Below are 25,563 nucleotides of genomic sequence, written 5' to 3' on the forward strand. Positions count from 1 at the left end.
GACCGTGGGATGGCAATGCCCTCATGGCCGTCACAAACATGTCATGAAACCGTAGTCTACTGGGCTCAATCCCGGTCTGATGAGCAATACGGTGGGCACGTGCAGAAACGCATCCTGATCGTCGATGACGAACCCGCGATCCGCGAAATGGTCGCCTTTGCCCTGCGCAAGGGTGATTACGACCCGATCCACGCCGGTGACGCCCGCGAAGCGCAGACGGCCATCGCCGACCGCGTACCGGACCTGATCCTGCTGGATTGGATGTTGCCGGGCACCAGCGGGCTGGACCTGGCCCGGCGTTGGCGCAAGGAGGCCCTCACCCGCGAGGTGCCGATCATCATGCTGACCGCGCGCGGCGAAGAGAACGACCGCGTCGGCGGGCTCGAAGCCGGGGTGGATGACTACGTGGTGAAGCCGTTCTCGGCCCGCGAACTGCTGGCCCGCATCCGCGCCGTGATGCGGCGGGCGCGCGACGACGACGAGGACGGCAGCGTGGCGGTGGGCAGCATCCGCATCGACGGTGCCGCGCACCGGGTGTTCGCCGGCGACCAGCCGGTGCCGATCGGCCCGACCGAGTACCGCCTGCTGCACTTCTTCATGACCCACCCCGAGCGCGTATACACCCGTGCCCAGTTGCTGGACCATGTGTGGGGCGGCAGCGTATATGTGGAGGAGCGCACCATCGATGTGCACATCCGCCGGCTGCGCAAGACGCTGGAACCGTTCGGCGCTGAAAACATGGTGCAGACCGTGCGCGGTGCAGGCTACCGGTTCTCGACCTCGACCTGATTTTTCCCTGGGACCGCAATGCCGCGCCACATCCGCTCCGCCTGGTTGAAAACCCTTGCCACCCTCGCCGTGCTGCTGCTTGCCGCCGGCCTGGTGGGCCTCGCCACCGGGCATGTGTGGATGTGCATCGCACTGGCCTCCATTGGTGCGCTGGCCTGGCACTACTGGCGGCTGCGCAAGGTGCTGCGCCGGCTCACCGCGCGCCAGCGCTGGGACATGAGCGGCGGCAACGGGGTCTGGAACGAACTGGACCGGCTGCTGTACCGCAACCAGCTGGAAATGCGCACGCGCAAGCGGCGCCTGCTGGACATGCTGCGCAGCTACCGCGCGGCTGCCGCCGCGTTGCCGGATGCGGTGGTGGTGGTGGACCGCAACAGCCAGCGCGTGCAGTGGTTCAACGAATCGGCCACCACGCTGCTCGGCCTGCACCATCCCGGTGACCTGGGCGAGGCCCTGGTCGCGCGCCTGCAGCCAATGCCGCTGGCGCACTGGCTGGCCGGCGGCCGCAACGCCGAACCGATCCTGGACGTGCCCTCCCCGGTCGATCCGGCGATCCGGCTCAACCTGCGCCTGATTCCCTATTCGCCCGACTACTGGCTGCTGATCGCGCGCGATGTGAGCAAGCTGCTGCGGCTGGAGCAGGTGCGCCGCGACTTCGTGGCCAACGTCTCGCATGAGCTGCGCACGCCGCTGACGGTGGTGCACGGTTACCTGGACATGATGGAGCCGGAGGATTTCCCCGGCACCGGGCCGATGCTGGAGGAAATGCGCAGGCAGTCGCAGCGCATGGCCCAGCTGGTCGAAGACCTGCTGACCCTGTCGCGGCTGGAATCGCAGGAACACACCGAAGAAGAAACCGTGGCGATGGCGCCGATGCTGGCCACGCTGCGCCGCGAAGCCGAGGCGCACAGCCAGGGCCGCCACCAGATCAGCGTGATCGACAGCGCCGGGGTGGACCTGCAGGGCTCCAACAAGGAACTGCACAGCGCCTTTTCCAATCTGGTCACCAACGCGGTGCGCTACACCCCGGCCGGCGGCCGGGTCGAGGTGGAGCTGGCCCGCGAAGGCCACGGCGTGGTGTTGGCGGTACGCGATACCGGCTATGGTATTCCCGCCACCCACCTGCCGCGCCTGACCGAGCGTTTCTACCGCGTTTCCAGCAGCCGCTCGCGCGAAAGCGGTGGCACCGGGCTGGGCCTGTCGATCGTCAAGCACATCCTGGGCCTGCACCACGCGCGCCTGGAGATCCAGAGCGAGGTCGGCAAGGGCAGCGTGTTCTCGTGCCACTTCGATGCCGACCACGTGCGCGAGCGCACGGACGTGGCCACCCTTTCCTCTGCAGAAGACTCCTCCGCATGAGCACCCTCGTTCCCATCGCCATGCCGGCCGAAACCGATCCACTGCGCGACCCGGCCCTGTACATCAACCGCGAGCTGTCGCAGCTGGATTTCAACTTCCGGGTGCTGGCCCAGGCGATGGACCCGCAGGTACCGGTGCTGGAGCGGCTGCGCTTCATGTGCATCTCCTGCACCAACCTGGACGAGTTCTTCGAGATCCGCGCCGCCGCGGTGCGCCACGCGCAGGAATTCGGCCTGCCGCCGGCACCGGATGGCATGACGCCGCAGGCCATCCTCAACGCCATCCATGACCGCGCCGCGGAGCTGGTGGACCAGCAGTACCGCTGCTGGAACGACACGCTGCGCCCGGCGTTGCACGAGGCCGGCATCGACGTGCTGGGCCGGCACTCCTGGAACCACCGCCAGAAGCGCTGGCTGCGCGCCTACTTCCGCAACGAGATCATGCCGGTGCTGTCGCCGCTGGGCCTGGATCCGTCGCACCCGTTCCCGAAAATCCTCAACAAATCACTGAACATCGTGGTGGTGCTCAAGGGCACCGATGCGTTCGGCCGCGCCGGCCACCTGGCCATCGTGCGCGCGCCGCGCTCGCTGCCGCGCATCATCCAGTTGCCGCAGACCCTCGGTGGCCCGCAGACTTTCGTGTTCCTGTCCTCGGTGCTGTCCACCTTCGTCGGCGAGCTGTTCCCGGGCATGGAAGTCCAGGGTGCCTACCAGTTCCGGGTGACCCGCAATTCCGAGCTGGTGGTGGACGAGGAAGAAGTGGAGAACCTGGCGCTGGCGCTGCGCGATGAGCTGGTCGATCGCGGCTACCGGCCGGCGGTGCGGCTGGAAATCGCCCAGGACTGTCCGCGCGACATCGTGCGTACGCTGCTGCAGAACTTCGGCCTGACCGAGAACGCGGTGTACCGCATCGACGGCCCGGTCAACCTCAACCGTGTCATCCAGCTGTACGACCTGCTGGCCCGACCGGAACTCAAATACCCGCCGATGAGCCCGCGCACGCTGCGCGACAGCGACGGCATCTTCGAGGTGGTGGCACGCAAGGACGTGCTGCTGCACCACCCCTTCGACGCCTTCACCGCCGTGCTGGACCTGATCAAGCAGGCCGCGGTGGACCCGAACGTGCTGGCGATCAAGCAGACGCTGTACCGCACCGGCAAGGATTCGCTGATCGTCGATGCGCTGATCCAGGCCGCACGCAACGGCAAGGACGTTACCGTGGTGGTGGAGCTGCGCGCGCGCTTCGACGAGGAAGCCAACCTGGGCCTGGCCGACCGCCTGCAGGAAGCCGGCGTGCAGGTGGTGTATGGCGTGGTGGGCTACAAGACCCACGCCAAGATGCTGCTGATCGTGCGCCGCGAAGGCCGCAAGCTGCGCCGTTACGTGCACCTGGGCACCGGCAACTACCACAGCGGCACCGCGCGGGCGTACACGGACCTGAGCCTGATCACCGCCGATGCCGATATCGGCAACGACGTGCACCTGCTGTTCCAGCAGCTGTCCGGGCTGGCCCCGCGCACGCGCCTGAAGCGCCTGCTGCAGTCGCCGTTCACCCTGCACGACGGGCTGCTGCAGCGGATCGAGCGCGAGATGCACCTGGCCCAGAACGGCCGCCCGGGGCGGATCATCGCCAAGATGAATGCCCTCAACGAACCGCAGGTGGTGCGTGCGCTGTATGCCGCATCGCAGGCCGGGGTACAGATCGACCTGATCGTGCGCGGGGCGTGCACGCTGCGCCCGGGCGTACCGGGGGTCTCGGACAACATCCGGGTGCGCTCCATCGTGGGCCGTTTCCTGGAACACAGCCGCGTCTACTGGTTCGGCAACGACGGCGCGTCCGAGCTGTACTGCGCCAGCGCCGACTGGCTGGAGCGCAACCTGCTGCGCCGTGTGGAGACCTGCTTCCCGATCCTGGACCCGGAGCTGGCCCGCAAGGTCTACCGCGACGTGCTGCAGAACTACCTGGACGACAACCTCAATGCCTGGGAACTGCACGCCGACGGCGAGTACCGCAAATGCAGCCCCGGCCCCGACCAGCCCCCGCACTCGGCGCAGATGGCGTTGATGCAAGGGTTGTAGATCGAAGATCTACAACCCGGGTAGATCCCGACCGTTGGTCGGGATTCGTCCGGTGCGGCCTCCGGTCGCATCATGTGAAGGCCGTGCGGTGACGCCGCGACCCACCCATCGGCTACCATTCGCAAATGCCGCATACCTCCACGACTCCGCCCGCCCTGCAGGATGGCGACCTGCTCGCCGCCGTCGACCTCGGTTCGAACAGTTTCCACATGGTCATCGCGCGCTACACGCTCGGGCAGCTGCGCGTGGTCGACCGCTTGCGCGAGACCGTGCGGATGGCCGATGGCCTGGATGGCAAGGGCGGCCTGTCGGCCGACGCGCGCCAGCGCGCGCTGGAGTGCCTGGCCCGGTTCGGCCAGCGCATCCGTGGCATTCCTTCGGTACGCGTGCGCGCGTTGGCTACCAACACCGTGCGCCAGCTGCGCTCGCCGCAGGCGTTCCTGATGCCGGCCGAAACCGCGCTTGGGCATGCCATCGAAGTGGTCAGCGGGCGCGAAGAGGCCCGCCTGATCTACCTGGGCGTGGCCCATGCGCAGCCGCCCAAGCCGGACCAGCGCCGGCTGGTGATCGACATCGGCGGCGGCTCCACGGAATTCATCATCGGCCAGGGCATGCAGACCCTGGAGCGCGAAAGCCTGCAGGCCGGCTGCATCGCCAGCACCCGGCGCTTCTTCCCGGGCGGCAAGCTGAGCAAACGGCGCTGGAAGGATGCGCTGACCGAGATCGGCGCCGAGTTCCAGCAGTTCGCCACCAAGTACCGCGCGCTGGGCTGGCACGAAGCGCTGGGCTCGTCAGGCACGCACAAGGCGATCAGCGAAATCTGCGCCACCATGAAGCTGAGCAAGGGCGCGATCACCGCCGAAGCGCTGCCGCAGCTGCGCGATGAGCTGCTCAAGGCCAAGCGCATCGAGGACATCAACCTGCCCGGGCTGTCGCCCGACCGCCGGCCGATCATCGCGGGCGGCATCCTGGTGCTGGAAGCGGCGTTCCAGGCGCTGGGCCTGCAGAAGCTGCTGGTCAGCAAGGCGGCGATGCGCGAAGGCATCCTGTACGACATCCTCGGCCGCGCCAGCGAGAACGACCTGCGCGACGAATCGGTGGACGCGCTGACCCTGCGCTACGGCATCGATACCGTCCAGGCCGCGCGCGTGCAGCGCACCGCGCTGGACCTGTTCGCCCAGGTCGAAGGCAGCTGGAACCTGGACCCGGACGACGCGCGCATGCTCGGCTGGGCAGCGCGCCTGCACGAGCTGGGCCTGATGATCGCCCACAGCGGCTACCACGTGCATGGCAGCTACGTGCTGGAGAACTCGGACATCGCCGGCTTCTCGCGCCAGGAACAGCAGCTGCTGGCCGCGCTGGTGCGCAGCCACCGCCGCAACGTCTCCAAATCCGCGTTCGATGCCCTGCCCGAACGCCTGCTGTTGCCGGCCCGGCGCATGACCGCCCTGCTCCGGCTGGCGGTGCTGCTCAACCGTGCCCATGAGGACACCCCCGTGCCGGCGCTGGAGCTCAGCGCCGACGACAGCCGCATGTCGCTGATCCTGCCGCAGGCCTACATCGATGCCCGCCCACTGCTGCGCGCCGACCTGATCGGCGAAACCGACGGCATGGCCGGGCTCGGCGTCCAGTTCCGCCCGTTCGTGGCCTGAGCCGCGTCCGCGGCACCCGCCTCGCTGCCGCTACAGACACTGCGCCACCATACGTGACGGTGTGCGCAGATCCATGTGCTGCGTCGCAGCATACTGATACATTGCGACATATCCGGACACATTGGACAGACTCAGCAAAAATTCACAATCTATTGATTCATAGGGATATTTGTCTCTTTGGTTACGGATAAGTGAATTTTTTTTGGCAAAAAGCTTTACAAGGGCTTAACGACTGGGACTAAGATCGAGTCACCGGCCCATTTGGGCTGGTTTTCGAGGGACGCGGTGCACTTGGGACCCCCGCCGACCTCTTTTGATTCAGTTCTGAACCAGAGAGAGAGCCAAATGACTTCACGCATCAACGTACTCGGGCAGGCGATCCGCTATGCCCTGGTCGCCGGTACTGCTGGCCTGGTGGCCGCCCCGGCCATGGCACAGGACGCGCCGAACCCCACCAACCTGGATCGCATCGAGATCACGGGTTCGCGCATCCGTACGGTGGACGTGGAAACCGCGCAGCCGGTGTTTGCGATCAGCCGCACCGACATCGAGCGCCAGGGCTTCAGCTCGGTCGCCGACATCCTGCAGAACGTGACCGCCATGGGCAGCCCGACGATCAGCCGCGCCAACGCGCTGACCGCCGGTGAGAACGCCGGCGGCACCTACATCGACATGCGCAACCTGGGCACCCAGCGCACGCTGGTGCTGGTCAATGGCAAGCGCCTGGGCATCAGCACCTCCGGCTACCAGGACGTGTCGACCCTGCCCGTCTCAGCCGTCGAGCGCATCGAAGTGCTGAAGGACGGCGCCTCGGCCATCTATGGTTCCGACGCGATGGCCGGCGTGGTCAACATCATCACCCGCGGCAATGTCACCGGCGTCACCGCCAACGTCTACCACGGGCAGTACAGCGAAGGCGACGGCGCCCGCGACCGCTTCGACGTGGTGGCCGGCTGGAGCAATGACCGCATCTCGCTGACCCTGTCGGCCGAACACGCTGAAGAGAAGGGCGTGTGGGCGCGCGACCGTGGCTTCAGCCAGTACGGCATGACCGATCGCCACCCGCTGGATTCCAGCAACTGGACCACCATCAGCCAGTACGGCCAGATCACCGGCCTGCGCGGCCCGGGCTGCACCGCCACTGCCGGCTGCGGCTACTCGCTCAACCGCGGTTCGGACCCGACCCTGCCGGGCAACTACCACCGCACCGACACCACCCCGTTCACCGGTGATGTGAGCAACGCCAACGACCAGATGCACGTGATGTATCCGCTCAAGCGCGATTCGGTGTACTTCGATGGTCGCTTTGCGATCACCGACAGCATCAACTTCCGCACCGAGCTGGGTTACAACGAGCGCGAGTCGAGCCGCCAGATCGCCGGTTACCCGCTGCAGTCCAGCACTGCCGGGGTCGGCTCGATGTCGATCAACAGCTACTTCAATCCGTTCGGCAACCAGCACGGCTATGCCACGCCGACCGCAGTGGCCTGGAATCGTCGTACCTGGGAAGTTCCGCGCGTTACCACCAGCAACCTGAAGACCTACCGCGCGGTGGCCTCGTTCGACGGTTCGTTCGACATCGGCGAGCGCTACGTCGACTGGGAAGCGGGCTACCAGTACAACCGCAATGAACTGGAATCGGTGGCCACCGGCAACCTGCACAAGGCGCGTGTCGCCGGCGGCGTGGGTCCGTCGTTCCTCAACGCGCAGGGCCAGGTGCAGTGCGGTACCGCCGCCGCCCCGATCTCGTTCGACGTGTGCAAGCCGTGGAACCCGCTGGTGGCGTACGGCGTGACCGCGCCGAATGGCCTGTATGGCAATGACGAGCTGCAGGCCTGGCTGTTCCCGGAAGAAACCACCAAGGGCCGCACCACCTCGAAGAACTTCTTCGCCAACATCGCCGGTTCCATCTTCACCCTGCCGGCCGGCGACCTGGGCTTCGCCTTCGGCGTTGAAAGCCGCAAGGAAGAAGGCAAGTACACCCCCGATGCGCTGGCCCAGACCGGTGCCACCACCAACCTGGCCGCCGGCCCGACCGGTGGCGACTACACCGTCAACGAAGCCTACCTTGAGCTCAACATCCCGGTGCTGGCCGACCTGCCCGGCGCGAAGGAACTGACCTTCAACGGCGCCACCCGCTTCTCGGACTACGACACCTTCGGCAACACGCTCAACAGCAAGTTCGGTTTCAAGTGGAAGCCGATCGACTCGCTGATGGTGCGCGGTACCTGGGCCGAAGGCTTCCGTTCGCCCACCATCAACGACCTGTTCGGTGGCGGTTCGGAAACCTTCGCGCAGTTCAGCGATCCGTGCGACACCGTGTTCGGCTCCTCGCGCACCAGCGCCGAAGTGCGCGCCCGCTGCTCGCGTGACATCGCCAGCGCCGCCACGTTCCGCCAGCTGCGCCAGGGCGGCACGCCGGTGACCGTGGCTACCGATGCCACCCCAGTGCCGTTCACCTCCGGCTCCAACCCGACGCTGACCCCGGAAACCTCCAAGAGCAAGACGCTGGGCCTGGTGTGGAGCCCCGGCTTCATCCAGAACTTCAACGCCTCGCTGGACTGGTGGAAGATCCGCATCGACAACACCATCATTGCCGACACCCCCACCCAGATCCTGATCGACTGCTATGAGCAGGGCATCGACGCGCGCTGCTCGCGCTTCGAACGCGATCCGGTCACCGGCATCGTGACCAACCTGAAGTTCGGCAACCGCAACGCCGGTTTCCTCGAAACCGAAGGCTACGACCTGGACCTGAACTACCGGATGGACACCGACTTCGGCAAGTTCTCGCTGAACTCGGCCACCACCTACGTGTCGAGCAACATCTACCGTTCGACCAATGACGCCAGCGTCGTGCCGACCCCCACCAACGGCATCGGCAGCGGCTTCCGCGTCCGCTCCAACCTGGTGCTGGGTTGGGACCTGGAAAACTTCGGCATGAGCTGGACCGCCCGCTACTACTCCGGGGTGAAGGAACAGTGCGCCAACATCGCGCTGTACCCGGAAGAGTGCTCGGATCCGAACCAGTACGCACCGTGGTACAAGGGCTCGCGCAACTACAACGAGCGTGGTTCGGTCACCTTCCACGACCTGCAGTTCCGCTACAACCTGCCGTGGGAAGCCACCGTGTCGGTCGGCGCCAACAACGTCTTCGACAAGCTGGGCCCGATCATGTACAGCAAGCCGAACTCGGCCTTCTCGTACTACGGCGGTTACGACATCGGTCGCTTCATCTACATGAAGTACCAGCAGCGTTTCTGATCGCCCCGCGCGGTTGATGCACGATGACCACGGCCCTTCGGGGCCGTGGTTTTTTTGTGCCCGGCGCGGCGTCATGTGCCGGTCATGTCGATGTCATGTCGGCTACATCGCCAGCCCCGAGCATGCCTTCAAACCGGAGGCCCGCCATGCGCTATGCCATCGTCACTGAAACGTACCCCCCCGAAGTCAACGGCGTTGCCCTGACCGTGCAGGGACTGGAACAGGGACTGCGCGCGGCCGGGCATGAGGTGGACCTGGTGCGCCCGCGCCAGGCCGACGACACCGATGCCGGCGGCGCGCTGCTGGTGCAGGGCGCCGGGCTGCCCCGCTACCCCGGCCTGCGCTTCGGACTGCCGGCCCCCAAGCGGCTCGCCCGGCAGTGGCAGCAGCAGCGCCCGGACGCCATCTACATCGCCACCGAGGGCCCGCTGGGCTGGTCGGCACTGCGCACCGCGCGGCGCCTGGGCATCCCGGTCGCCACCGGCTTCCACACCCGCTTCGACGAGTACCTGCCCGACTACGGCGTGGCCTGGTTGCAGGCCGCTGCCCTGCGCTGGATGCGGCGCTTCCACAACCAGGCCGATGCCACCCTGGTGCCCACCCAGGAACTGCAGCAGTTCCTCGGCGACCAGGGCTTCGACCGGGTGCGCCTGCTGGCCCGCGCGGTGGACAGCAGCCAGTTCGAGCCGACGCGGCGCGACCCGGCACTGCGCGAGGAATGGGGCATCGACGGCAGCGGCTTCGCGGCGATCTACGTGGGGCGCATCGCTGCTGAAAAGAACCTGGCGCTGGCGGTGAAAGCGTTCCGCCGGCTGCAGCAGGTGCGGCCCAAGGCCCGCTTCGTGTGGGTGGGCGATGGCCCGGCCCGCGAGAAACTGGCCCATGAAAACCCGGACTTCATCTTCTGTGGGGTGCAGCGCGGCGATGCGCTGGCGCGCCATTTCGCCAGCGGCGACCTGTTCCTGTTCCCCAGCCGCAGCGAGACGTTCGGCAACGTCACGCTGGAAGCGATGGCCAGTGGCGTGACTACGGTGGCATTCGACTACGGCGCGGCCCGCGAGCACCTGCGCACCGATGAGAACGGGGTAGCGGTGGACGCTGACAACGCCTTCGTCGATGCGGCCGTGCGCCTGGCCGGCGACGACGCCGAGCGCGAACGGTTGGGCCGCAATGCGGCCGTGGCGATGACGCGGCTGCATCCGCAGCAGGTCGTGGCCGAGTTCGAGGCCCTGCTTGCCGAACTGGCCAGTGCCCGGAGGTCGCATGCGGACCACGCCGCTTGATGCCCTGCGCGGGCGCGAAACCCGCTGGTGCCGGCGCGCCAACCACTATTGCCGGCACCGCCGCGTGCGCCGCGCGTTCTCGGTGGTCAGCCGCCTCGGCGACGGGGTGTTCTGGTACGCGCTGATGGGCGCACTGGTGCTGCTGGACGGCTTCGATGGCCTGCGCGCGTCGCTGCACATGGCCGCTACCGGCCTGATGGCGTTGCTGCTGTACAAGAGCCTGAAGCGCTGGACCCGGCGCCCCCGCCCCTATGCGGCCGACCTGCGCATCCGTGCCTGGGTAGCGCCGCTGGACGAATTCAGTTTCCCGTCCGGGCACACCCTGCATGCGGTGTCGTTCACCATCGTGGCGCTGGCCTACTACCCGTGGCTGGCGCCGGTGCTGGTGCCGTTCACGGCGGCGGTGGGGGTGTCGCGGGTGGTGCTGGGGCTGCATTACCCCAGCGACGTGCTGGCCGCCACGGCGATTGCCACGGCGTTGGCAGGCGCCAGCCTGCAATGGTTGCCCCTGCCGGTGTGAGGGATGGCAGATTTCGCGCAGCCACGCCGGGCGTGGCTCTACGGACCTGACGATCTACAATACGGGCATGACTACGCTGTTCATCTCCGATCTGCATCTGGACCCGAGCCGTCCAGCCATCACCGACCTGTTCCTGGACTTCCTGCGCCGCGAGGCGATGCAGGCCGATGCCCTGTACATCCTGGGCGACCTGTTCGAGGCCTGGATCGGCGATGACACCCCCTCCCCCGCCGCCGATGCGGTGGCCGACGCGCTCAAGGCGGTCGCAGACGCCGGGGTGCCGGTGTACTTCATCCGCGGCAACCGCGATTTCCTGGTGGGCGAAGACTACGCCCGTCGCGCCGGCTTCCGCATCCTGCCCGACCCCAGCGTGATCGACCTGTACGGCACCCCGGTGCTGCTGCAGCACGGCGACCTGCTGTGCACCGATGACGTGGCCTACCAGCAGTTCCGCGCACAGACCCGCGACCCGGTGTTCCAGGCCCAGTTCCTGGCCCAGCCGCTGGCCGCACGCATCGCCTTCGCGCAGAAGGCGCGCGATGCCAGCCAGGCACGCCAATCGGAAATGAAACAGGGCGACCGCGCCACCTTCGAGACCGTGACCGACGTGGCGCCCGATGAGGTCACCGCCACGTTCGTACGGCATGGGGTGGACACGATGATCCACGGCCACACCCACCGCCCTGCCATCCACAGCCTGCAGGCCGGCGGCCGCGCGTGCACGCGCATCGTGCTGGGCGACTGGTACGAGCAGGGCTCGGTGCTGCGCGTCACCCCGCAGGGGTGGACGCTGGATTCGCTGGCCTGACGCCAACCAGCACGCGGCGGATCTATATCCGCCGCGTGCCTTGTGGATTACCGGAACGCAGCCACCGCCGCCTTGGTGTTGACCAGCACCCGCTGGTTGTCGGCACTGGAGGCGATGCCCATCGGAATCCCGTTGTAGCTGATGTTGGGATTGGACCAGAAGTTCAGGCGCGGGCAGCCTGAGGTGCAGTCGTAGGCCATGATCGTGCGCCAGCGCGCGCCGGTGGCCGGCTGGTAGCGATACCCATGGCCGTACGCATACGGCGAGGTGCTGGAGTCGGTGGCGATATCGTGCCGCGCGCTCTGCAGGTGGCCGATCTCATGCGCGAACGAGTAGTAGCCGGTAGCGCAGTCCCAATACACGGCCGCGAAGGCGCTCGATGCCGTCGAGCCGATCCCGGATGCCAGCCCGCAGTAGCTGCTGTTGTTGATGATCAGCACTGCCACGTCGGCTGCGGTGCTGTTGCGGGTGGTGTGGATGGCATCCATGTAGCCATCATTGGTCGAGCGGAAGCGAGCCAGGTCGGTGCTGAAGTTCCCGGTCTCGGTGTACGCCACGGCCTGGTACCCGGCCAGCTGCATGGTGATGCCGACGTTGCTGTTGGTGTAACCCTGGTTCGACTCGGCCACCGCCAGCTGCACCAATGACTGCATGTTGCCGCCGTAGGCGTTCACCGCCGCGTTGGTGGCCACCACCAGCACCCGGATGGTGGCCGGCGTGCCCGACGAGGCCGCCGCAATGCCGGCGCGATCACTGGCCGGCATCTCGATCTTCGGCAGCGTGTTGTAATCGGCCGGGTGTTCGGCCGGCATGCGCGACTCATCCACCTGCACCAGCACATGGCGGCCATCGCTGAGCGGGCGCAGCCGGTACAGCGTGCCGTCCTTGCGGATTGAACCGGTGACGGTGTCGCCATTGCGCACCAGGATCACCGAGTTGCCCGGATCCTGCGTACCGGCCTGGCGGGTCAGTTTCGACCCCGCGTTCTGCAGGCTGCCGTACCAGATGCTGCCACCATCGGGCAGGTTCTCCACCCGCTGCTGCAGCGCCTGCACGGGCGTGCCGAGCAGCTCGAACTCCAGCTGCCGTTGCGCCGCCACCACCGCGCCGGCCTCAACGCGGACTTCCTGCACGGCGGCGCTGGAGGGCGCCGACAACACCGCCTGCGCGGCCGGCTGGCTGGCCGCAGCGGCCCGGCTCAACACCGTCACCGGCTGGAACAGGGGAGCCGCCGCCGCCGTACCCACGGCGGCCAGGAACAACGTGATCGCACCTGCGGTCTTTCTCATCGAACTGGACATCATGTCGCCTCTCTCGTTGAGTGAACTTCGGAAGTGAACGTGTTCGCGCCACCGCCCCTGTCGGCAGCCACACCATCTGGCGCCAATCGATCACGTGAATTCAATAGAGCGCACCGATGGGATTTCCGAACTGTGACCGGCGGCCACAGCGGTTCAGTTACGTCGCGCCTGTGTCGCTTTCGCGCTACCTTAAACGCGCATCGACAGGGGAACCGAGGCCATGGCAGGGCAGCCCACTCCGACCACCACCGTGCCGGTCACGCTGCAGATCGGCCTGTTCTTCGACGGCACCCGCAACAACGCCGACAACCTGCTGCACGCCTCGCGCCCCCCCGGCAGCACCACCCCCACACCGCGCCCACCCGCCCCCGCCGTCCTGGCCGACGACGCCTCGCCCTACCAGAGCCGCCTGACCAGCAGTTTCAGCAACGGACTGACCAACATCGCGCGACTGCACGCGCTCTACCCCGACCACCGGCGAACTACGCCCACACTGCCCGGCACGCTGTCCCTGGCGATCTACATCGAAGGCGCCGGCACCCGCACCGGCAAGGACGACGACCTGATGGGGCTGGCGTTCGGCATCGGCCCCAGCGGCGTGATCGCCAAGGTCCACCGCGCGCTCGACGTGCGCCTGCCCGAAGCACTACGCGCCTTGGCCAGCACCCTGCCGCCCCACGCATTGACCGGGGTCCGCCTGGACCTGTTCGGCTTCTCGCGCGGCGCCGCCTCCGCGCGCGACGCGATCAACCGGCTCAACGCCCCCGACGGCCGCCTCTGGCTGCAGGAACAGCTGCGCCGCACCGGCTGGACACTGCCATCGGCCCCTGCGATCCGCCCGGTGCGCTTCGTCGGCCTGTTCGACACCGTGGTCGCGATCGACGCGCGCCAGCGCGACGAACTGCCCTACGTCAACCTGCCCGCCGGCTGCGCCGACAAGGTGGTCCAGCTCACAGCGCGCGACGAGCACCGCCACTACTTTGCACTGACCTCCGTCGCGCCCGAACATGAAGAGATCGCGTTACCCGGCGTGCACGCCAACATCGGCGGCGGCTACGACCAGCGCATCGAAGGGCCAAAACTACTCACCCGCCCGCAGGGCCAGCGCATCCGCACCCACGACGTACCCGACACCACCACCCCGCCGCTGGCCCTGCTGCGCAGCACCCAGGTCTACGCAAGCGCGCAGGCCGCCTGCCGGCGATGGCAGGCCGCACTGGGCCTGGGCGAAGACAACGTCTGGGTCGACGTATGGCATCGCTGGCAGCAGATGCGCGTGGCCGGCAGCGACAGCGTGCTGCCGCAGTGGGTGCTGTTCGCGCATGCCGCAGTAGTGCTCAAACGCGAGATCGACTGGCGCTACCAGCTGGTCGCACTGCGGCTCATCCACCAGCGCGCGGCAGCCGCCGGCGTGATGTGGGCACGCACCCCGGATGCGGATCCGGCGATGGCGTTGCCGGATGAGCTGAAGCCCATTGCCGCACACCTGGTGGCAGGCCAAGCGCTGGATGCAGCGCAGGAACACCTGTTGCGGCAGCGCTACCTGATGCAGTCGGCGCATTGGAATTTCGACGCGCTCGGCGACACCGCATTGTTGTATGCGGCCGACGATGCAACGCGCGAATTGCCGTATCGGCCCGGGCCGGGGTTGTTTTACATCAACCGACCTACGGAAGACGGAAAGCGGGTGGTATTGCGGAACGTTTAGTGCGGTTTTGAGTTCCGTGGACGTCGATTGTTTTCATGCACCACCGAACGTTTCACCGTTATCGGCAGTCGATTGGGATTCGACCCTACCGCAACGCGGCCCGCTGTTTCCGCGACGACCGATACACCGTCGAAGGTGGGTCGGGGCGGGTTTGCGGGGGTGTGAGCCGCATGGATGCGGCGACCAAGCCTACAGGGACGTACTTGCGGCGTCCCCCGCAAACCCGCACCGACCCGCCAAACCGCGGAACCGATGGCCACCGGCTGTTCGCCCAGATGCATGAAGCCGGGCAACGCCCGGCACAACGGCACGGTTATCCCGCCGATTGCGATGCGGGGCCGGTGCGACCCGCCTGCTCGATCAGGTCCGCCAGCTCGTCCTGCTCGAACCCAGCCAACAACCGCGCCTCAAGATTGAACGGACCATACAGAAACCCGTTGGCATATTCCTTCAACAGCGCGATGAAACGCGCCCGAGGCTCCACACCGGCACGCTCGCAATACCAGCGGTACCAGCGCGTCCCCGCCGCCACATGCGCCACTTCCTCGCGCAGGATGATCTCCAGCACATCGGCAGTAGCGTGGTCATTGGCCGAACGCAGCTTGGTGATCATCCCCGGCGTGACATCCAGCCCGCGCGCCTCCAGCACCCGCGGCACCAGCGCCATCCGCGACAGGCCATCGTGCGCCGTCTTCTCGCACATCTCCCACAGCCCGTTGTGCGCGGCGAAATCGCCGTAATCGTGGCCGTGCGCCTGCAACCGCCCATGCAACAGCAGGAAGTGCCGCGACTCATCATCGGCCACCCCCACCCAGTCCGCATGGAACGACCCAGGCAGCCCGCGGAAGCGATACACCGCATCCCACGCCAGATCGATGGCATTGAGCTCGATATGCGCGATCGCATGGATGAACGCCGCCCGCCCCTCCGCATTGCCCAAGCCCCGCCGCGGTACATCGCGCGGATGCACCAGCTGCAACTGCGATGGCCTTCCCGGCATCCGGATCGGCTCGGGCGGCGGCGCATCCGCGCGCACCTTCAACTGCCCCGCGCGAAACTGCGCCGCGTAGTGCTGGGTCAGCGCCACCTTGCGCAGCGGGTCCGCCTCGGCCATGCACTGCTGCGCCGCGCGCAGCAGATCACCGGCCGCCTCGTCCCGCGGCAACGTCGCGCTCACCGCCAGGCCTCAGGCGCGGCGCTTATGCTTGGCATCGTCCGAACGCAACTGCTGGATGCGCTCGAAATAGCCCGGCTCGATACCGGTCGGGTACACGCCGTTGAAGCACGACGAATCGAACGACTTCAGCTCCGGGTTGCCTTCGCGCACCGCCGCTTCCATGTCCTCGATGTCCTGGTAGATCAACCAGTCGCAGCCCAGGTGCGCCTCGATTTCCTCCACGCTGCGGTTGTGCGCCACCAGCTCTTCGGCCGCCGGCATGTCGATGCCGTAGATGTTCGGATAGCGCACCGGCGGTGCCGCGCTGGCCAGGTAGACCTTGCGCGCACCGGCGTCGCGCGCCATCTGCACGATCTGCTGGCTGGTGGTGCCGCGCACGATCGAATCGTCCACCAGCAGCACCACCCGGTTGCGGAACTCCAGGTGGATCGGGTTGAGCTTGCGGCGCACCGACTTCACCCGCTCACCCTGCCCCGGCATGATGAACGTGCGGCCGATGTAACGGTTCTTGATGAAGCCCTCGCGGTACTTCACCCCCAGCACATTGGAGATTTCCAGCGCGGCATCGCGCGAGGTATCCGGGATCGGGATGATGGTGTCGATATCGTGGTCCGGGCGCAGGCGCAGGATCTTCTCGCCCAGCTTGATGCCCATGCGCATGCGCGCCTTGTGCACCGACACGTTGTCGATCATCGAATCGGGGCGCGCGAAATACACGTACTCGAAGATGCACGGGCTGTGCTCGGCCGGCTCGGCACACACTTCCGAGAACAGCTCGCCACGCGCGGTGATCACCAGCGCCTCGCCCGGGCGCACATCGCGCACGCGCTGGAAGCCCAGCACGTCCAGCGCCGACGATTCGGAGGCCACGATGTACTCATCACCTTCGGCGTGGGCGCGCTTGCCCAGCACCAGCGGGCGGATCCCGTGCGGGTCGCGGAACGCGACCAGGCCCAGGCCCAGCACCACGCTGATCACCGCATAGCCGCCCTTGCAGCGGCGGTGCACGCCAGCCACCGCACGGATCGCCGCTTCCGGGGTCAGCTGGCGCTGCGCGTCCAGCTCGAACGCGAACACGTTCAACAGCACTTCGCTGTCCGAATCGGTGTTGACGTTGCGGCGGTCCTGTTCGAACACCTGCTGGCGCAGCGCCTCGGTGTTGATCAGGTTGCCGTTGTGGGCCAGCGCGATGCCGTACGGCGAATTGACGTAGAACGGCTGCGCCTCGTCCATGCCTTCCGAACCGGCGGTGGGGTAACGCACATGGGCGATACCGACGCGGCCTTCCAGGGTGGACATGGTCTTGGCGTCGAACACATCGCGCACCAGGCCGTTGGCCTTCTGCACGCGCAGGCGGGTGCCATCGGCAGTGGCGATGCCTGCCGCGTCCTGGCCGCGATGCTGGAGGACGGTCAGGCCGTCATACAACTGCCCGGCGACGTTCTGGTTGCCGACAATACCGACGATGCCACACATGGTGCGAATCTCCGCTGGGCTGGGCCCATCTACTGTGAAGGTGGCCGTGCCTGGCCGGGGGAACCGTTCCGTGCCGGAGCGGTGTCGTCCGGGCGCACGAGCGCCGGGTCGATGTTCTGGGGGGAGCCTGGCCGTGCCTGGTTGGCCCACACATCGGCGGGGTCCACCGCCTGCTGCGGGGTCTCATCCAGCGGTCGCGGCCATCCGCGCCCACCCAGCAACTGGCCAAGGACGCCATTATCGCCTGTCGCGCCCGGCTTGCCCAACTCCCCGATGGGCAGTTGCGCCATGTTCACCTCCGGCAGCGCCGTCGGTAGGGCCTGCAGGCCCTGCATGTCCTTCAGGTTGGGCATCTGGGGAAGCTCCGGCATGCGCGGCATCTTGGCCTGCATCCAGCCCACCCCGGGGTCGAGCATCGCGCGCAGGTGCGAGTCGCGCCAGGTCGCTTCACGGGTCAGCGGGGTGTACGAACCCAGCAGCAGCAGCGCGCAGGCGATCAGGCCGCCCCGGGCCAGGCCCAGGCCGCCACCCATCATGCGATCGGCGCCGTTCAGGCTGGTCGAGCGCACCGCCTGGCGGATCACCAGGCCGATCGCCCAGACCGAGACCATGACCAGCAGGAACACGGTGAGGTAGCCGGCGAAATAGTGGCCGGTGCCCGGCGCGGCCGGGGCGGACCACCACGCGGCGGCGCTGCGCCCGAACATCAGCGCGGCCCAGCCGCCCAGCAGCCACGAGAACGTGCTGATGACGATGCTGACGAATCCGCGCATGACCCCGAGCAGGGTCGAGATGCCGATCACCGCCAGCAGCACGAAATCAATCATGTGCGGGGGGGCCGCATCAGGGATGCGGCCGGACCATGCCGGCCACGCCGACCTTCGACGCAACCTGGGCCTTGAGGTTCTCCGCCTCGGCACGGTTGGCGACCGGGCCGACGCGCACGCGGTTGAGCGTGCCCTTGTCGGTACGTACCTGCTCCACGAAGGCGCTGAAGCCGGCCGCGCGCACTTTGTCGCGCAGCGCGTTGGCTTCGGTCGCCTGGCCGAACGCGCCCAGCTGTACGGCGAAGCCGACGCTGCTGGCCGCCGGTGCGGTCGGCACGGCCACGGGCTTGGTGGCCGCGGTGGCGGGTTCGGGCTTGGCCACCGCCGGCTTCGGCTCCGGCTTGGGGGCCTCGGGCTTCGGCGCCGGCTTGGCGGCCGCCACCGGTTCCGGTGGCAGCGTTTCGGTCTTCACGGTCGCGGTGGCCGGCGCGGCAGCGGCGCTGGATGCAGCCGGTGCCGGCGCGGTGGCCGGCGTCGGCGTCGGCGTCGGCGCCGCAGCCACGGCGGTATCGGCGCGCGCGTCCAGCGTCACCACTTCGGCCTTGACGTCATTGCGCACCTTGACCGCTTCCAGGCGTGCCGCTTCGGCCTGCGCGCGATCGGCATACGGCCCCACGCGCACCCGCCAGGCCTGGCGGCCGTTGATCGTCGCCGGTTCGCTGAAGCCCGGCAGCTGGGCCTTCTTCAGGAACGCGATCACCGCGTTGGCGTCGGCCTGGCTGCCATAGGCGCCAAAGCTGACCGCATAGTTGCCTGCGGCCACGGCCGGCGAGGTATCGGCGGCTGCCGGCTCGGCCGGTGCGGCTGCGTCGGGCTGCAGCGGCTGGGTGGTGGAGACCCCGCTCTGCAGGCCGGTGGCGCCACCGGTGGGGGCCACCAGCGGCAGTTCGCGGGTCTGGAACTGGCCATCGGCCGGCGCGTCCGGCGCGGTGATCGGCACGTTGGCCACGCCACTGTCAGGGGCAGGCCCCTTGACCAGCATGGGCAGGAAAATCACGGCCAACGCCACCAGGACGATGGCACCAATCAGTCGCTGTTTCAGAGGAGTATCCACGGAAGGCTGGCAGGGCGGCGCGGCGGAATGCCACGGCGATTATACGGGCGCGCGCGTGTGCGGCGTCGAAGACTGCTGAACGTTGTCGCTTGTTGCCCGCCTCAGCGGGCGTTCTCGAGCCACAGCAAGGCCTGCGCGGCAGTGTGGAAGGAACCAAAGACCAGCACGCGGTCACCAGCCTGGGCCGCCGACAGCGCCTGCTGCAACGCAGTGTCCACATCGTCATGGGTGGCAGCCGCAGCGGCGGCGGTGCCCGCCAGGCGGGCAAGCAATGCCGTCGCACTCTGTGCGCGCGCACCTTCCAGCCCGGCCAGGTGCCAGCCATCGACGCGTTCGGCCAGGGCCTCGACCACACCGACGGCATCCTTGTCCTGCAATGCGGCGAACACGGCCACGGTACGCCCGGTGGTCGTTGCGGCCTTCAGGGCAGCCGCCAGCTCGCGCGCGGCCTGCGGGTTGTGGCCGACATCGACCAGCACCTCCACGCCATCACGCTCGAACGCCTGCAGGCGGCCGCGGATGCGGGCCTGGGCCACGCCCTCGACGATGGCCGCACGTGGCAGTGGCTTGTCCAGCGCGCGCAGCGCGGCAATCGCCGAGGCGGCATTGCGCAGCTGGATCGGGCCACGCAGCGCGGGCATCGGCAGTTCGATGCGGAAGCCCACGTCACGCCAGGACCAGTGCTGGGCGTCGATGGTATCGGCGAAGAAATCGCTGCCACCACGGATCGCGTTGGCGCCCAGCAGGTAGGCGCGCGCCAGCACGCTGGAGGGCGGATCGGTCTCGCCCAGGATCACCGGCTTCCAGCCGCGGATGATGCCGGCCTTTTCCACACCGATCGCTTCGCGGTCCTCGCCCAGCCAGTCGGCATGGTCGATGTCCACGGTGGTGATCACCGCAACGTCGGCATCGACGACGTTGACCGCATCCAGGCGCCCGCCCAGCCCCACTTCCAGCACGGCCAGGTCGAGCCCGGCCTGCGCGAACAGGTGCAATGCGGCCAGCGTGCCGTACTCGAAGTAGGTCAGCGTGGTGCTGCCGCGCGCGTCTTCAATGGCATTGAAGGCGGCAATGAGCGCCGCGTCGGAGGCGTCTTCGCCGTCGATGCGCACGCGCTCGTTGTAGCGCAGCAGGTGTGGCGAGGTGTACGCCCCCACCCTCCAGCCCGCCGCCCGCGCGATCGCCTCGATGAAGGCCACGGTAGAGCCCTTGCCGTTGGTGCCGCCCACCACGATGGTGTGCGGCGCCGGCTGGCCCAGGCCCATGGCCGTGGCCACTGCACGCACGCGCTCCAGCCCCATGTCGATGGTGGCCGGGTGCTGCTGCTCGATGTAGCTGAGCCATTCGGCGAGGGAATGCGGGCGGGTACTGGTCATGGCAATAAATCGTGGTAACGGCAAATGTAGTGCCGACTGTCAGTCGGCAACCCGAAAAACTCACAACGCCCGATGCTTCGCTTCACCAAAGAACGGCGTGTGGTGCGCGCAGTCGTTCAGGCGCACGACTTCCAGGCTGTCCAGGTCGGCGCCTTCGAGCAGGTTGAGCGTGGTCGGCGCCTGGCGGAAGGTCCACAGCCGCGATAGCGGCAGGCCCAGGATCCGGCACAGGATCACCCGGTTGACCGCGTCGTGGGCCACTACCAACAGCGTGTCGTGCTCGCCCAGCCCTTCGGCGGCGCGGGCCAGGCCGCGCCAGCTGCGGTCCAGCACCAGCCGCAGCGATTCGCCACCTGGCATCAGCACGGTGTCGGGCTCGTCGCGCCAGGCCTGCAGGCGCGAGGGGTCTTTTTCATTGATTTCGCTGGCCAGCAGGCCTTCCCACTCACCGTGGGCGATTTCCTGCAGTTCCGGTTCGGTCAGCAGCATGCCGGCGCGCTCGGAACCGAGGGCCAGCTGCGCGGTGCGCTGCGCGCGCGACAGCGGCGAGGCGACAGCACGGGTGATGTCCACCGACTTCAGGCGTTCACCCAGGGCCTGGGCCTGGGCTTCGCCGATCGGCGACAACGGGATATCGATCTGGCCCTGGTAACGGCCTTCGGCATTCCAGGGGGTTTCGCCGTGGCGGGCAAGCAGGATGCGCATGCGAACTAGAGGTCCTTGGGGGAGAGGAGAACAGTCGCAATCGTTCACGTGATGTGAATGATCGGGGGGGAGCGGCCATCATACCTTGCCGAGCAAACGGTTCTTCTCCCTTCTTCGATCAGGTTCATCGCGAGCGTGTGGGGCCCCGCCGCGACCGGTAGGCCCCTGTGCAAATGTCCCCCGGCGGTCGCCCTGCGGCGACGGCCTCCTCCTTTACTTTGCCAGGGACCTACCGGCCGCGACGGGGCTCGGCTTGCGGTTGGCAGGGAAAAGCGGACGTCACGGTGCAACGCCGGTGGATCGAGTGCCGGGGCGGCATACCCTTGGAGGCGAAGTAAAGGAGGAGGTGTCGGCCTCTGGCCGACGCCGGGGGACATTCGCCGGAAAGGGTATGCCGCCCCGGCGCTCGATTCACCGGCAGCCGCGTTTGATCCTGCACGAAAAAAACCCCGCGGCATTGCCGCGGGGTTTTTTTAACCGGTGTAACGACCAACGGTATGCCCACCGGGGTGGGCACCCTTCGGGCCGTCGACAAGCGACGTTAGGGCCGGCTGCGCCGTCCCTTGCGTTACCTGGCCGTGAGGTTCAGTTCTTTGAGCAGCTGCGGGGCCGGAGCCACTTCCTGCATGATCCACTGCATGTAGCGGCTGTCCACCGCGATCATGCGGGTCATCACCGGGTCGAACACCCAGTTGGAGCTGACCGATTCCCAGTTGCCGTCGAAGGCCAGGCCGACCAGCTTGCCGTGCGCATCCAGCACCGGCGAACCGGAGTTGCCGCCGGTGATGTCCAGGTTGGAGAGGAAATTGACCGGCACCGAGCCGATCCGCTTGTCTTCCAGGCCGCCGTAACGCTTGGCCTTGACCGCTTCCAGCAGGGCCTTGGGCGAATCGAACGGATCTTCGCCCGTTTCCTTGGCCGCCACGCCTTCCAGGGTGGTGAACGGCGTGTAGTTCACCCCGTCCTTGCCATAGCCCATGACGTTGCCGAAGGTGATGCGCAGCGACAGGTTGGCGTCCGGGTAGACGAATTCGCCCTTGCTCTTCTTGTAGTCGGCCACGGCCTGCAGGTAGGCCGGGCGGGCCAGCAGCGATTCGCCTTCACGGGTCTTCTTCTGCTCTTCCTGCTGCAGCAGGGCCGGCATGGTCGCCACGGCGTACTGGATGACCGGGTCGGTGCTGGCTTCGAAGGCGGCGCGGTCGGCCTTGAACCAGGTCAGGCGCTCGTCGAGGCTGCCCAGCGTCGTGCCGGACAGTTTCCTGACCAGGCCGTCCACGGCAGCGGCATCACTGCCGGCCAGCCACTGGTTCAGCACCTCATTGGTGCGCTGGGCCGGCGGCAGGGCCACGTACTGGTTCAGCCAGTACTGCTGCAGCTGCTGGTCCATGCCCGCCACGTAACGGCGGTCCATCTGGCGCAGGCTGCCTTCGATGGTCGGCAGGTCGCGTTCCTGGTAACCGGCTTCGCGCTGCGCGTCCGGCTTGGCGCGCTCGATCGACAGGCGGTACAGGGCCAGCGCGGCGCCGACAGCGGAGGTGTTGTTGAACTGGCCCACGAACAGATCGCGCTCGCGGGTGCTCTTGCTGGTATCGAGGTGCTTGACCAGCTGCGCGTGCGCGGCCAGCGCCGGCTTGCCGGCAGCGCCCTGCTTCTTCAACCAGGCCAGCACCGCAGCCTCTTCGGCCTGCTTCTGGCCCGCCGCGTCGATGCGCTTGAAGCCTTCCAGCTGGCCCACGTAGTTCTTCGCCACGTTGTTCATGCTGGCGGCAGTGGCGGCGTATTTCACCTTCACGTCCGGATCGGCCTTGCCGGCCTTGGCGATCAGGTCCAGCACCGCGTTGTAGTGGCGGGCGATGGTCGGGTAGGTGAAGCTGGCGGTTTCGTTGAATTCCGCAGCCAGTGCGTAGCGGTTGGTGCGGCCCGGGTAGCCGGCCACCATCACGAAGTCGTCGGCGCCCAGCGGCTGGTCGGCGAACTTCAGGAAGTGCTTCGGCTGGTACGGCACATTGTCGGCCGAGAACGCGGCCGGCTTGCCGTCCTTGCCCACGTAGGCGCGGTAGAAGGAGAAGTCACCGGTGTGGCGCGGCCACATCCAGTTGTCGACGTCGCCGCCGAACTTGCCGACGCTGCCCGGGGGCGCGTAGACCAGGCGCACGTCCTTGATTTCCATGTTGCGGAACAGGCGGTAGGTGTTGCCGCCGGAGAAGCTGTACAGGCGGCAGCGGAAGCCGGCATCGGCCTCGCAGGCGGCGGTCTGTGCCTTGTCGAACGCTTCCAGCGCGCGGGTGCGGGCCAGCGGGTCCTTGCCGGCGGCGGCGATGGCGGCCTTGGCCTGGTCGGTCACGTCGGTGATCTGGTCGAGCACGAACACGCGCGCGTTCGGGCCGGCGCTCAGCTCATCCTTCAGCGTCGGGGCGTTGAAGCCGTCCTTGATCAGGTTCTTCTCGGCGGTGGAATTGAGCTGGATCGCACCGTAGGCGCAATGGTGGTTGGTCACCACCAGGCCCTGCGGGGACACGAAGCTGGCGGTGCAGCCGCCCAGCGCGACCACCGCGCCCATCGGGTCGCCGGTCAGGTCGGAAATCTGTTCCGGGGACAGCTTCAGGCCCGCCTGCTTGAGCGGACCGGCGATCTCCGGCAGCTGTTGCGGCACCCACATGCCCTCAGCGGCATGGGCGGCCTGGACCAGCGCAAGGCTGGCGACGACGGAGAAGGCAAGCAGGTTCGAGCGCATGGGCGGCCCCTGATGAAAGAACCGCCGATTGTAGCCGGGCCAATGGTTGATTTATCTGGATCCCGGTGTGCCCGTAACATTTCGTAGGTCCGGCCGTTGGCCGGACACCGCGCGCAGCGCGGCGCAAGCGTCCGGACCCGGTTGCCCACCTGATCAATGCCATCCGTCCGACGTTTAGACCCACCGAAGCCACCCGTCAGGCGTTCATGGCGCCTGAATGAAGAGCAGCCGGCCAACGGCCGGCGCTACCGGCAGGTACGGCAGCGCAACATATGAATCCCCCGCCCCGCCCTATAATTCCGCCTTTCCCCCAGACGAGTTCCACCCCGATGGCGCAGCAAACAATGAAGGCCCTGGTCAAGCGTGAAGCCGCCAAGGGCATCTGGCTCGAAGAAGTGCCGGTGCCGGTGCCGGGCCCAAACGAGGTCCTGATCAAGCTGGAGAAGACCGCCATCTGCGGTACCGACCTGCACATCTACCTGTGGGACGAGTGGAGCCAGCGCACGATCAAGCCGGGCCTGACCATCGGCCATGAGTTCGTCGGGCGCATCGCCGAGATCGGCCCGGGGGTGACTGGTTACGAGATCGGCCAACGCGTGTCGGCCGAAGGCCACATCGTGTGCGGCCACTGCCGCAACTGTCGCGGCGGCCGCCCCCACCTGTGCCCGAATACCGTGGGCATCGGCGTGAACGTCAACGGCGCCTTCGCCGAATACATGGTGATGCCGGCCAGCAACCTGTGGCCGATCCCCGACCAGATCCCGTCCGAGCTGGCCGCCTTCTTCGACCCGTACGGCAATGCCGCGCACTGCGCGCTGGAATTCGACGTGATCGGCGAAGACGTGCTGATCACCGGTGCCGGCCCGATCGGGATCATCGCCGCCGGCATCTGCAAGCACATCGGTGCGCGCAACGTGGTGGTGACCGACGTCAACGACTTCCGCCTGAAGCTGGCCGCCGACATGGGCGCCACCCGCGTGGTCAACGTGGCCAACACCTCGCTGAAGGACGTGATGAAGGAACTGCACATGGAGGGCTTCGACGTGGGCTTGGAAATGAGCGGCAACCCGCGCGCGTTCAACGACATGCTGGACTGCATGTACCACGGCGGCAAGATCGCGATGCTCGGCATCATGCCCAGGGGCGCCGGCTGCGACTGGGACAAGATCATCTTCAAGGGCCTGACCGTGCAGGGCATCTACGGCCGCAAGATGTACGAGACCTGGTACAAGATGACCCAGCTGGTGCTGTCCGGCTTCCCGCTCGGCAAGGTGATGACCCATCAGCTGCCGATCGACGAATTCCAGAAGGGCTTTGACCTGATGGAACAGGGCAAGGCCGGCAAGGTGGTCCTGAGCTGGAATTGACTGCGCGCTGTCACGACCAACGGTCGTGACCTACCAGATTGCGGTAGGTGCCGACCGTTGGTCGGTACGAAAAAGGCACCCATCG

At 67.3% G+C, this 25,563-nt stretch carries 18 protein-coding genes; 10 read left to right on the plus strand and 8 right to left on the minus strand.

The annotated features are described in order from the left end of the window. Positions 1-99 precede the first annotated feature (99 nt). From phoB to lpxH, 8 genes are all read left to right on the plus strand, one after another. Complete coding sequence (gene phoB / locus QE395_RS14275) at positions 100-789, plus strand: phosphate regulon transcriptional regulator PhoB (RefSeq protein WP_068849561.1); 690 nt, start codon at positions 100-102, stop codon at positions 787-789. Positions 790-807: 18 nt separating this feature from the next. Then, positions 808-2,148 (plus strand): phosphate regulon sensor histidine kinase PhoR, encoded by a 1,341-nt coding sequence (phoR, locus tag QE395_RS14280; protein ID WP_068849559.1) that lies wholly within the window; start codon positions 808-810, stop codon positions 2,146-2,148. Next, positions 2,145-4,226, plus strand: a complete 2,082-nt coding sequence (gene ppk1 / locus QE395_RS14285) for a polyphosphate kinase 1 (protein ID WP_068849557.1) — start codon at positions 2,145-2,147, stop codon at positions 4,224-4,226. Before phoR ends, ppk1 begins: the two co-directional genes overlap by 4 nt. A gap of 125 nt (positions 4,227-4,351) precedes the next feature. Continuing rightward, positions 4,352-5,878: an exopolyphosphatase gene (gene ppx, locus QE395_RS14290; RefSeq protein ID WP_095364536.1), complete on the plus strand. Its 1,527-nt coding sequence runs from the start codon at positions 4,352-4,354 to the stop codon at positions 5,876-5,878. A gap of 345 nt (positions 5,879-6,223) precedes the next feature. Beyond that, the gene (locus tag QE395_RS14295) at positions 6,224-9,142 is read left to right on the plus strand and encodes a TonB-dependent receptor (RefSeq protein WP_306989716.1); all 2,919 of its coding nucleotides are present in this window, start codon (positions 6,224-6,226) and stop codon (positions 9,140-9,142) included. Positions 9,143-9,288: 146 nt separating this feature from the next. Then, positions 9,289-10,425, plus strand: a complete 1,137-nt coding sequence (locus tag QE395_RS14300; RefSeq protein WP_093533244.1) for a glycosyltransferase family 1 protein — start codon at positions 9,289-9,291, stop codon at positions 10,423-10,425. Continuing rightward, positions 10,406-10,945, plus strand: a complete 540-nt coding sequence (locus QE395_RS14305) for a phosphatase PAP2 family protein (RefSeq protein WP_068849550.1) — start codon at positions 10,406-10,408, stop codon at positions 10,943-10,945. The genes QE395_RS14300 and QE395_RS14305 overlap by 20 nt, the downstream gene beginning before the upstream one ends. A 67-nt stretch (positions 10,946-11,012) precedes the next feature. After that, positions 11,013-11,753 carry a UDP-2,3-diacylglucosamine diphosphatase gene (gene lpxH / locus QE395_RS14310; RefSeq protein WP_093533243.1) on the plus strand — a complete coding sequence of 247 codons (741 nt, stop codon included), beginning with the start codon at positions 11,013-11,015 and terminating at the stop codon, positions 11,751-11,753. A gap of 47 nt (positions 11,754-11,800) precedes the next feature. Here the strand turns inward: lpxH and QE395_RS14315 are convergent, their stop codons facing one another. After that, complete coding sequence (locus QE395_RS14315; RefSeq protein ID WP_068849546.1) at positions 11,801-13,057, minus strand: zinc-dependent metalloprotease; 1,257 nt, start codon at positions 13,055-13,057, stop codon at positions 11,801-11,803. 217 nt (positions 13,058-13,274) lie between these two features. Here QE395_RS14315 and QE395_RS14320 point away from each other — a divergent pair, with 217 nt between their 5' ends. Then, positions 13,275-14,762: a DUF2235 domain-containing protein gene (locus QE395_RS14320; RefSeq protein WP_306989720.1), complete on the plus strand. Its 1,488-nt coding sequence runs from the start codon at positions 13,275-13,277 to the stop codon at positions 14,760-14,762. A gap of 313 nt (positions 14,763-15,075) precedes the next feature. Here QE395_RS14320 and QE395_RS14325 read toward each other — a convergent pair whose 3' ends face one another. The 7 genes from QE395_RS14325 to QE395_RS14355 form a co-directional block, all read right to left on the minus strand. Further along, positions 15,076-15,876, minus strand: coding sequence for a ferritin-like domain-containing protein (locus QE395_RS14325; RefSeq protein WP_095364543.1), 801 nt, complete (start codon positions 15,874-15,876; stop codon positions 15,076-15,078). Positions 15,877-15,948: 72 nt separating this feature from the next. Continuing rightward, positions 15,949-17,415 (minus strand): amidophosphoribosyltransferase, encoded by a 1,467-nt coding sequence (gene purF / locus QE395_RS14330; protein WP_068849542.1) that lies wholly within the window; start codon positions 17,413-17,415, stop codon positions 15,949-15,951. Between the two features lie 29 nt (positions 17,416-17,444). Next, positions 17,445-18,242, minus strand: coding sequence for a CvpA family protein (locus QE395_RS14335; protein ID WP_095364534.1), 798 nt, complete (start codon positions 18,240-18,242; stop codon positions 17,445-17,447). Between the two features lie 16 nt (positions 18,243-18,258). After that, positions 18,259-19,296, minus strand: a complete 1,038-nt coding sequence (locus tag QE395_RS14340) for an SPOR domain-containing protein (protein WP_095364533.1) — start codon at positions 19,294-19,296, stop codon at positions 18,259-18,261. Positions 19,297-19,397: 101 nt separating this feature from the next. Further along, positions 19,398-20,672: a bifunctional tetrahydrofolate synthase/dihydrofolate synthase gene (gene folC, locus QE395_RS14345; protein WP_306989723.1), complete on the minus strand. Its 1,275-nt coding sequence runs from the start codon at positions 20,670-20,672 to the stop codon at positions 19,398-19,400. Between the two features lie 60 nt (positions 20,673-20,732). Next, positions 20,733-21,377: a histidine phosphatase family protein gene (locus QE395_RS14350; protein WP_306989725.1), complete on the minus strand. Its 645-nt coding sequence runs from the start codon at positions 21,375-21,377 to the stop codon at positions 20,733-20,735. Positions 21,378-21,945: 568 nt separating this feature from the next. Continuing rightward, positions 21,946-24,111 (minus strand): S46 family peptidase, encoded by a 2,166-nt coding sequence (locus QE395_RS14355; RefSeq protein WP_306989727.1) that lies wholly within the window; start codon positions 24,109-24,111, stop codon positions 21,946-21,948. 344 nt (positions 24,112-24,455) lie between these two features. Here QE395_RS14355 and tdh point away from each other — a divergent pair, with 344 nt between their 5' ends. Beyond that, positions 24,456-25,478 carry an L-threonine 3-dehydrogenase gene (gene tdh, locus QE395_RS14360; protein WP_093534614.1) on the plus strand — a complete coding sequence of 341 codons (1,023 nt, stop codon included), beginning with the start codon at positions 24,456-24,458 and terminating at the stop codon, positions 25,476-25,478. Positions 25,479-25,563 lie beyond the last annotated feature (85 nt).

It is taken from the genome of Stenotrophomonas sp. SORGH_AS_0282 (assembly GCF_030818125.1).
GTDB lineage: Bacteria > Pseudomonadota > Gammaproteobacteria > Xanthomonadales > Xanthomonadaceae > Stenotrophomonas > Stenotrophomonas rhizophila_A.

Coding starts and splice junctions, on each gene's coding strand:
- phoR (WP_068849559.1), top strand. CDS start 808: ATGCCGCGCCACATCCGCTCCGCCTGGTTGAAAACCCTTGCCACCCTC.
- ppk1 (WP_068849557.1), top strand. CDS start 2,145: ATGAGCACCCTCGTTCCCATCGCCATGCCGGCCGAAACCGATCCACTG.
- ppx (WP_095364536.1), top strand. CDS start 4,352: ATGCCGCATACCTCCACGACTCCGCCCGCCCTGCAGGATGGCGACCTG.
- QE395_RS14295 (WP_306989716.1), top strand. CDS start 6,224: ATGACTTCACGCATCAACGTACTCGGGCAGGCGATCCGCTATGCCCTG.
- QE395_RS14300 (WP_093533244.1), top strand. CDS start 9,289: ATGCGCTATGCCATCGTCACTGAAACGTACCCCCCCGAAGTCAACGGC.
- QE395_RS14305 (WP_068849550.1), top strand. CDS start 10,406: ATGCGGACCACGCCGCTTGATGCCCTGCGCGGGCGCGAAACCCGCTGG.
- lpxH (WP_093533243.1), top strand. CDS start 11,013: ATGACTACGCTGTTCATCTCCGATCTGCATCTGGACCCGAGCCGTCCA.
- QE395_RS14315 (WP_068849546.1), bottom strand. CDS start 13,057: ATGATGTCCAGTTCGATGAGAAAGACCGCAGGTGCGATCACGTTGTTC.
- QE395_RS14320 (WP_306989720.1), top strand. CDS start 13,275: ATGGCAGGGCAGCCCACTCCGACCACCACCGTGCCGGTCACGCTGCAG.
- QE395_RS14325 (WP_095364543.1), bottom strand. CDS start 15,876: ATGGCCGAGGCGGACCCGCTGCGCAAGGTGGCGCTGACCCAGCACTAC.
- purF (WP_068849542.1), bottom strand. CDS start 17,415: ATGTGTGGCATCGTCGGTATTGTCGGCAACCAGAACGTCGCCGGGCAG.
- QE395_RS14335 (WP_095364534.1), bottom strand. CDS start 18,242: ATGATTGATTTCGTGCTGCTGGCGGTGATCGGCATCTCGACCCTGCTC.
- folC (WP_306989723.1), bottom strand. CDS start 20,672: ATGACCAGTACCCGCCCGCATTCCCTCGCCGAATGGCTCAGCTACATC.
- QE395_RS14350 (WP_306989725.1), bottom strand. CDS start 21,377: ATGCGCATCCTGCTTGCCCGCCACGGCGAAACCCCCTGGAATGCCGAA.
- QE395_RS14355 (WP_306989727.1), bottom strand. CDS start 24,111: ATGCGCTCGAACCTGCTTGCCTTCTCCGTCGTCGCCAGCCTTGCGCTG.
- tdh (WP_093534614.1), top strand. CDS start 24,456: ATGAAGGCCCTGGTCAAGCGTGAAGCCGCCAAGGGCATCTGGCTCGAA.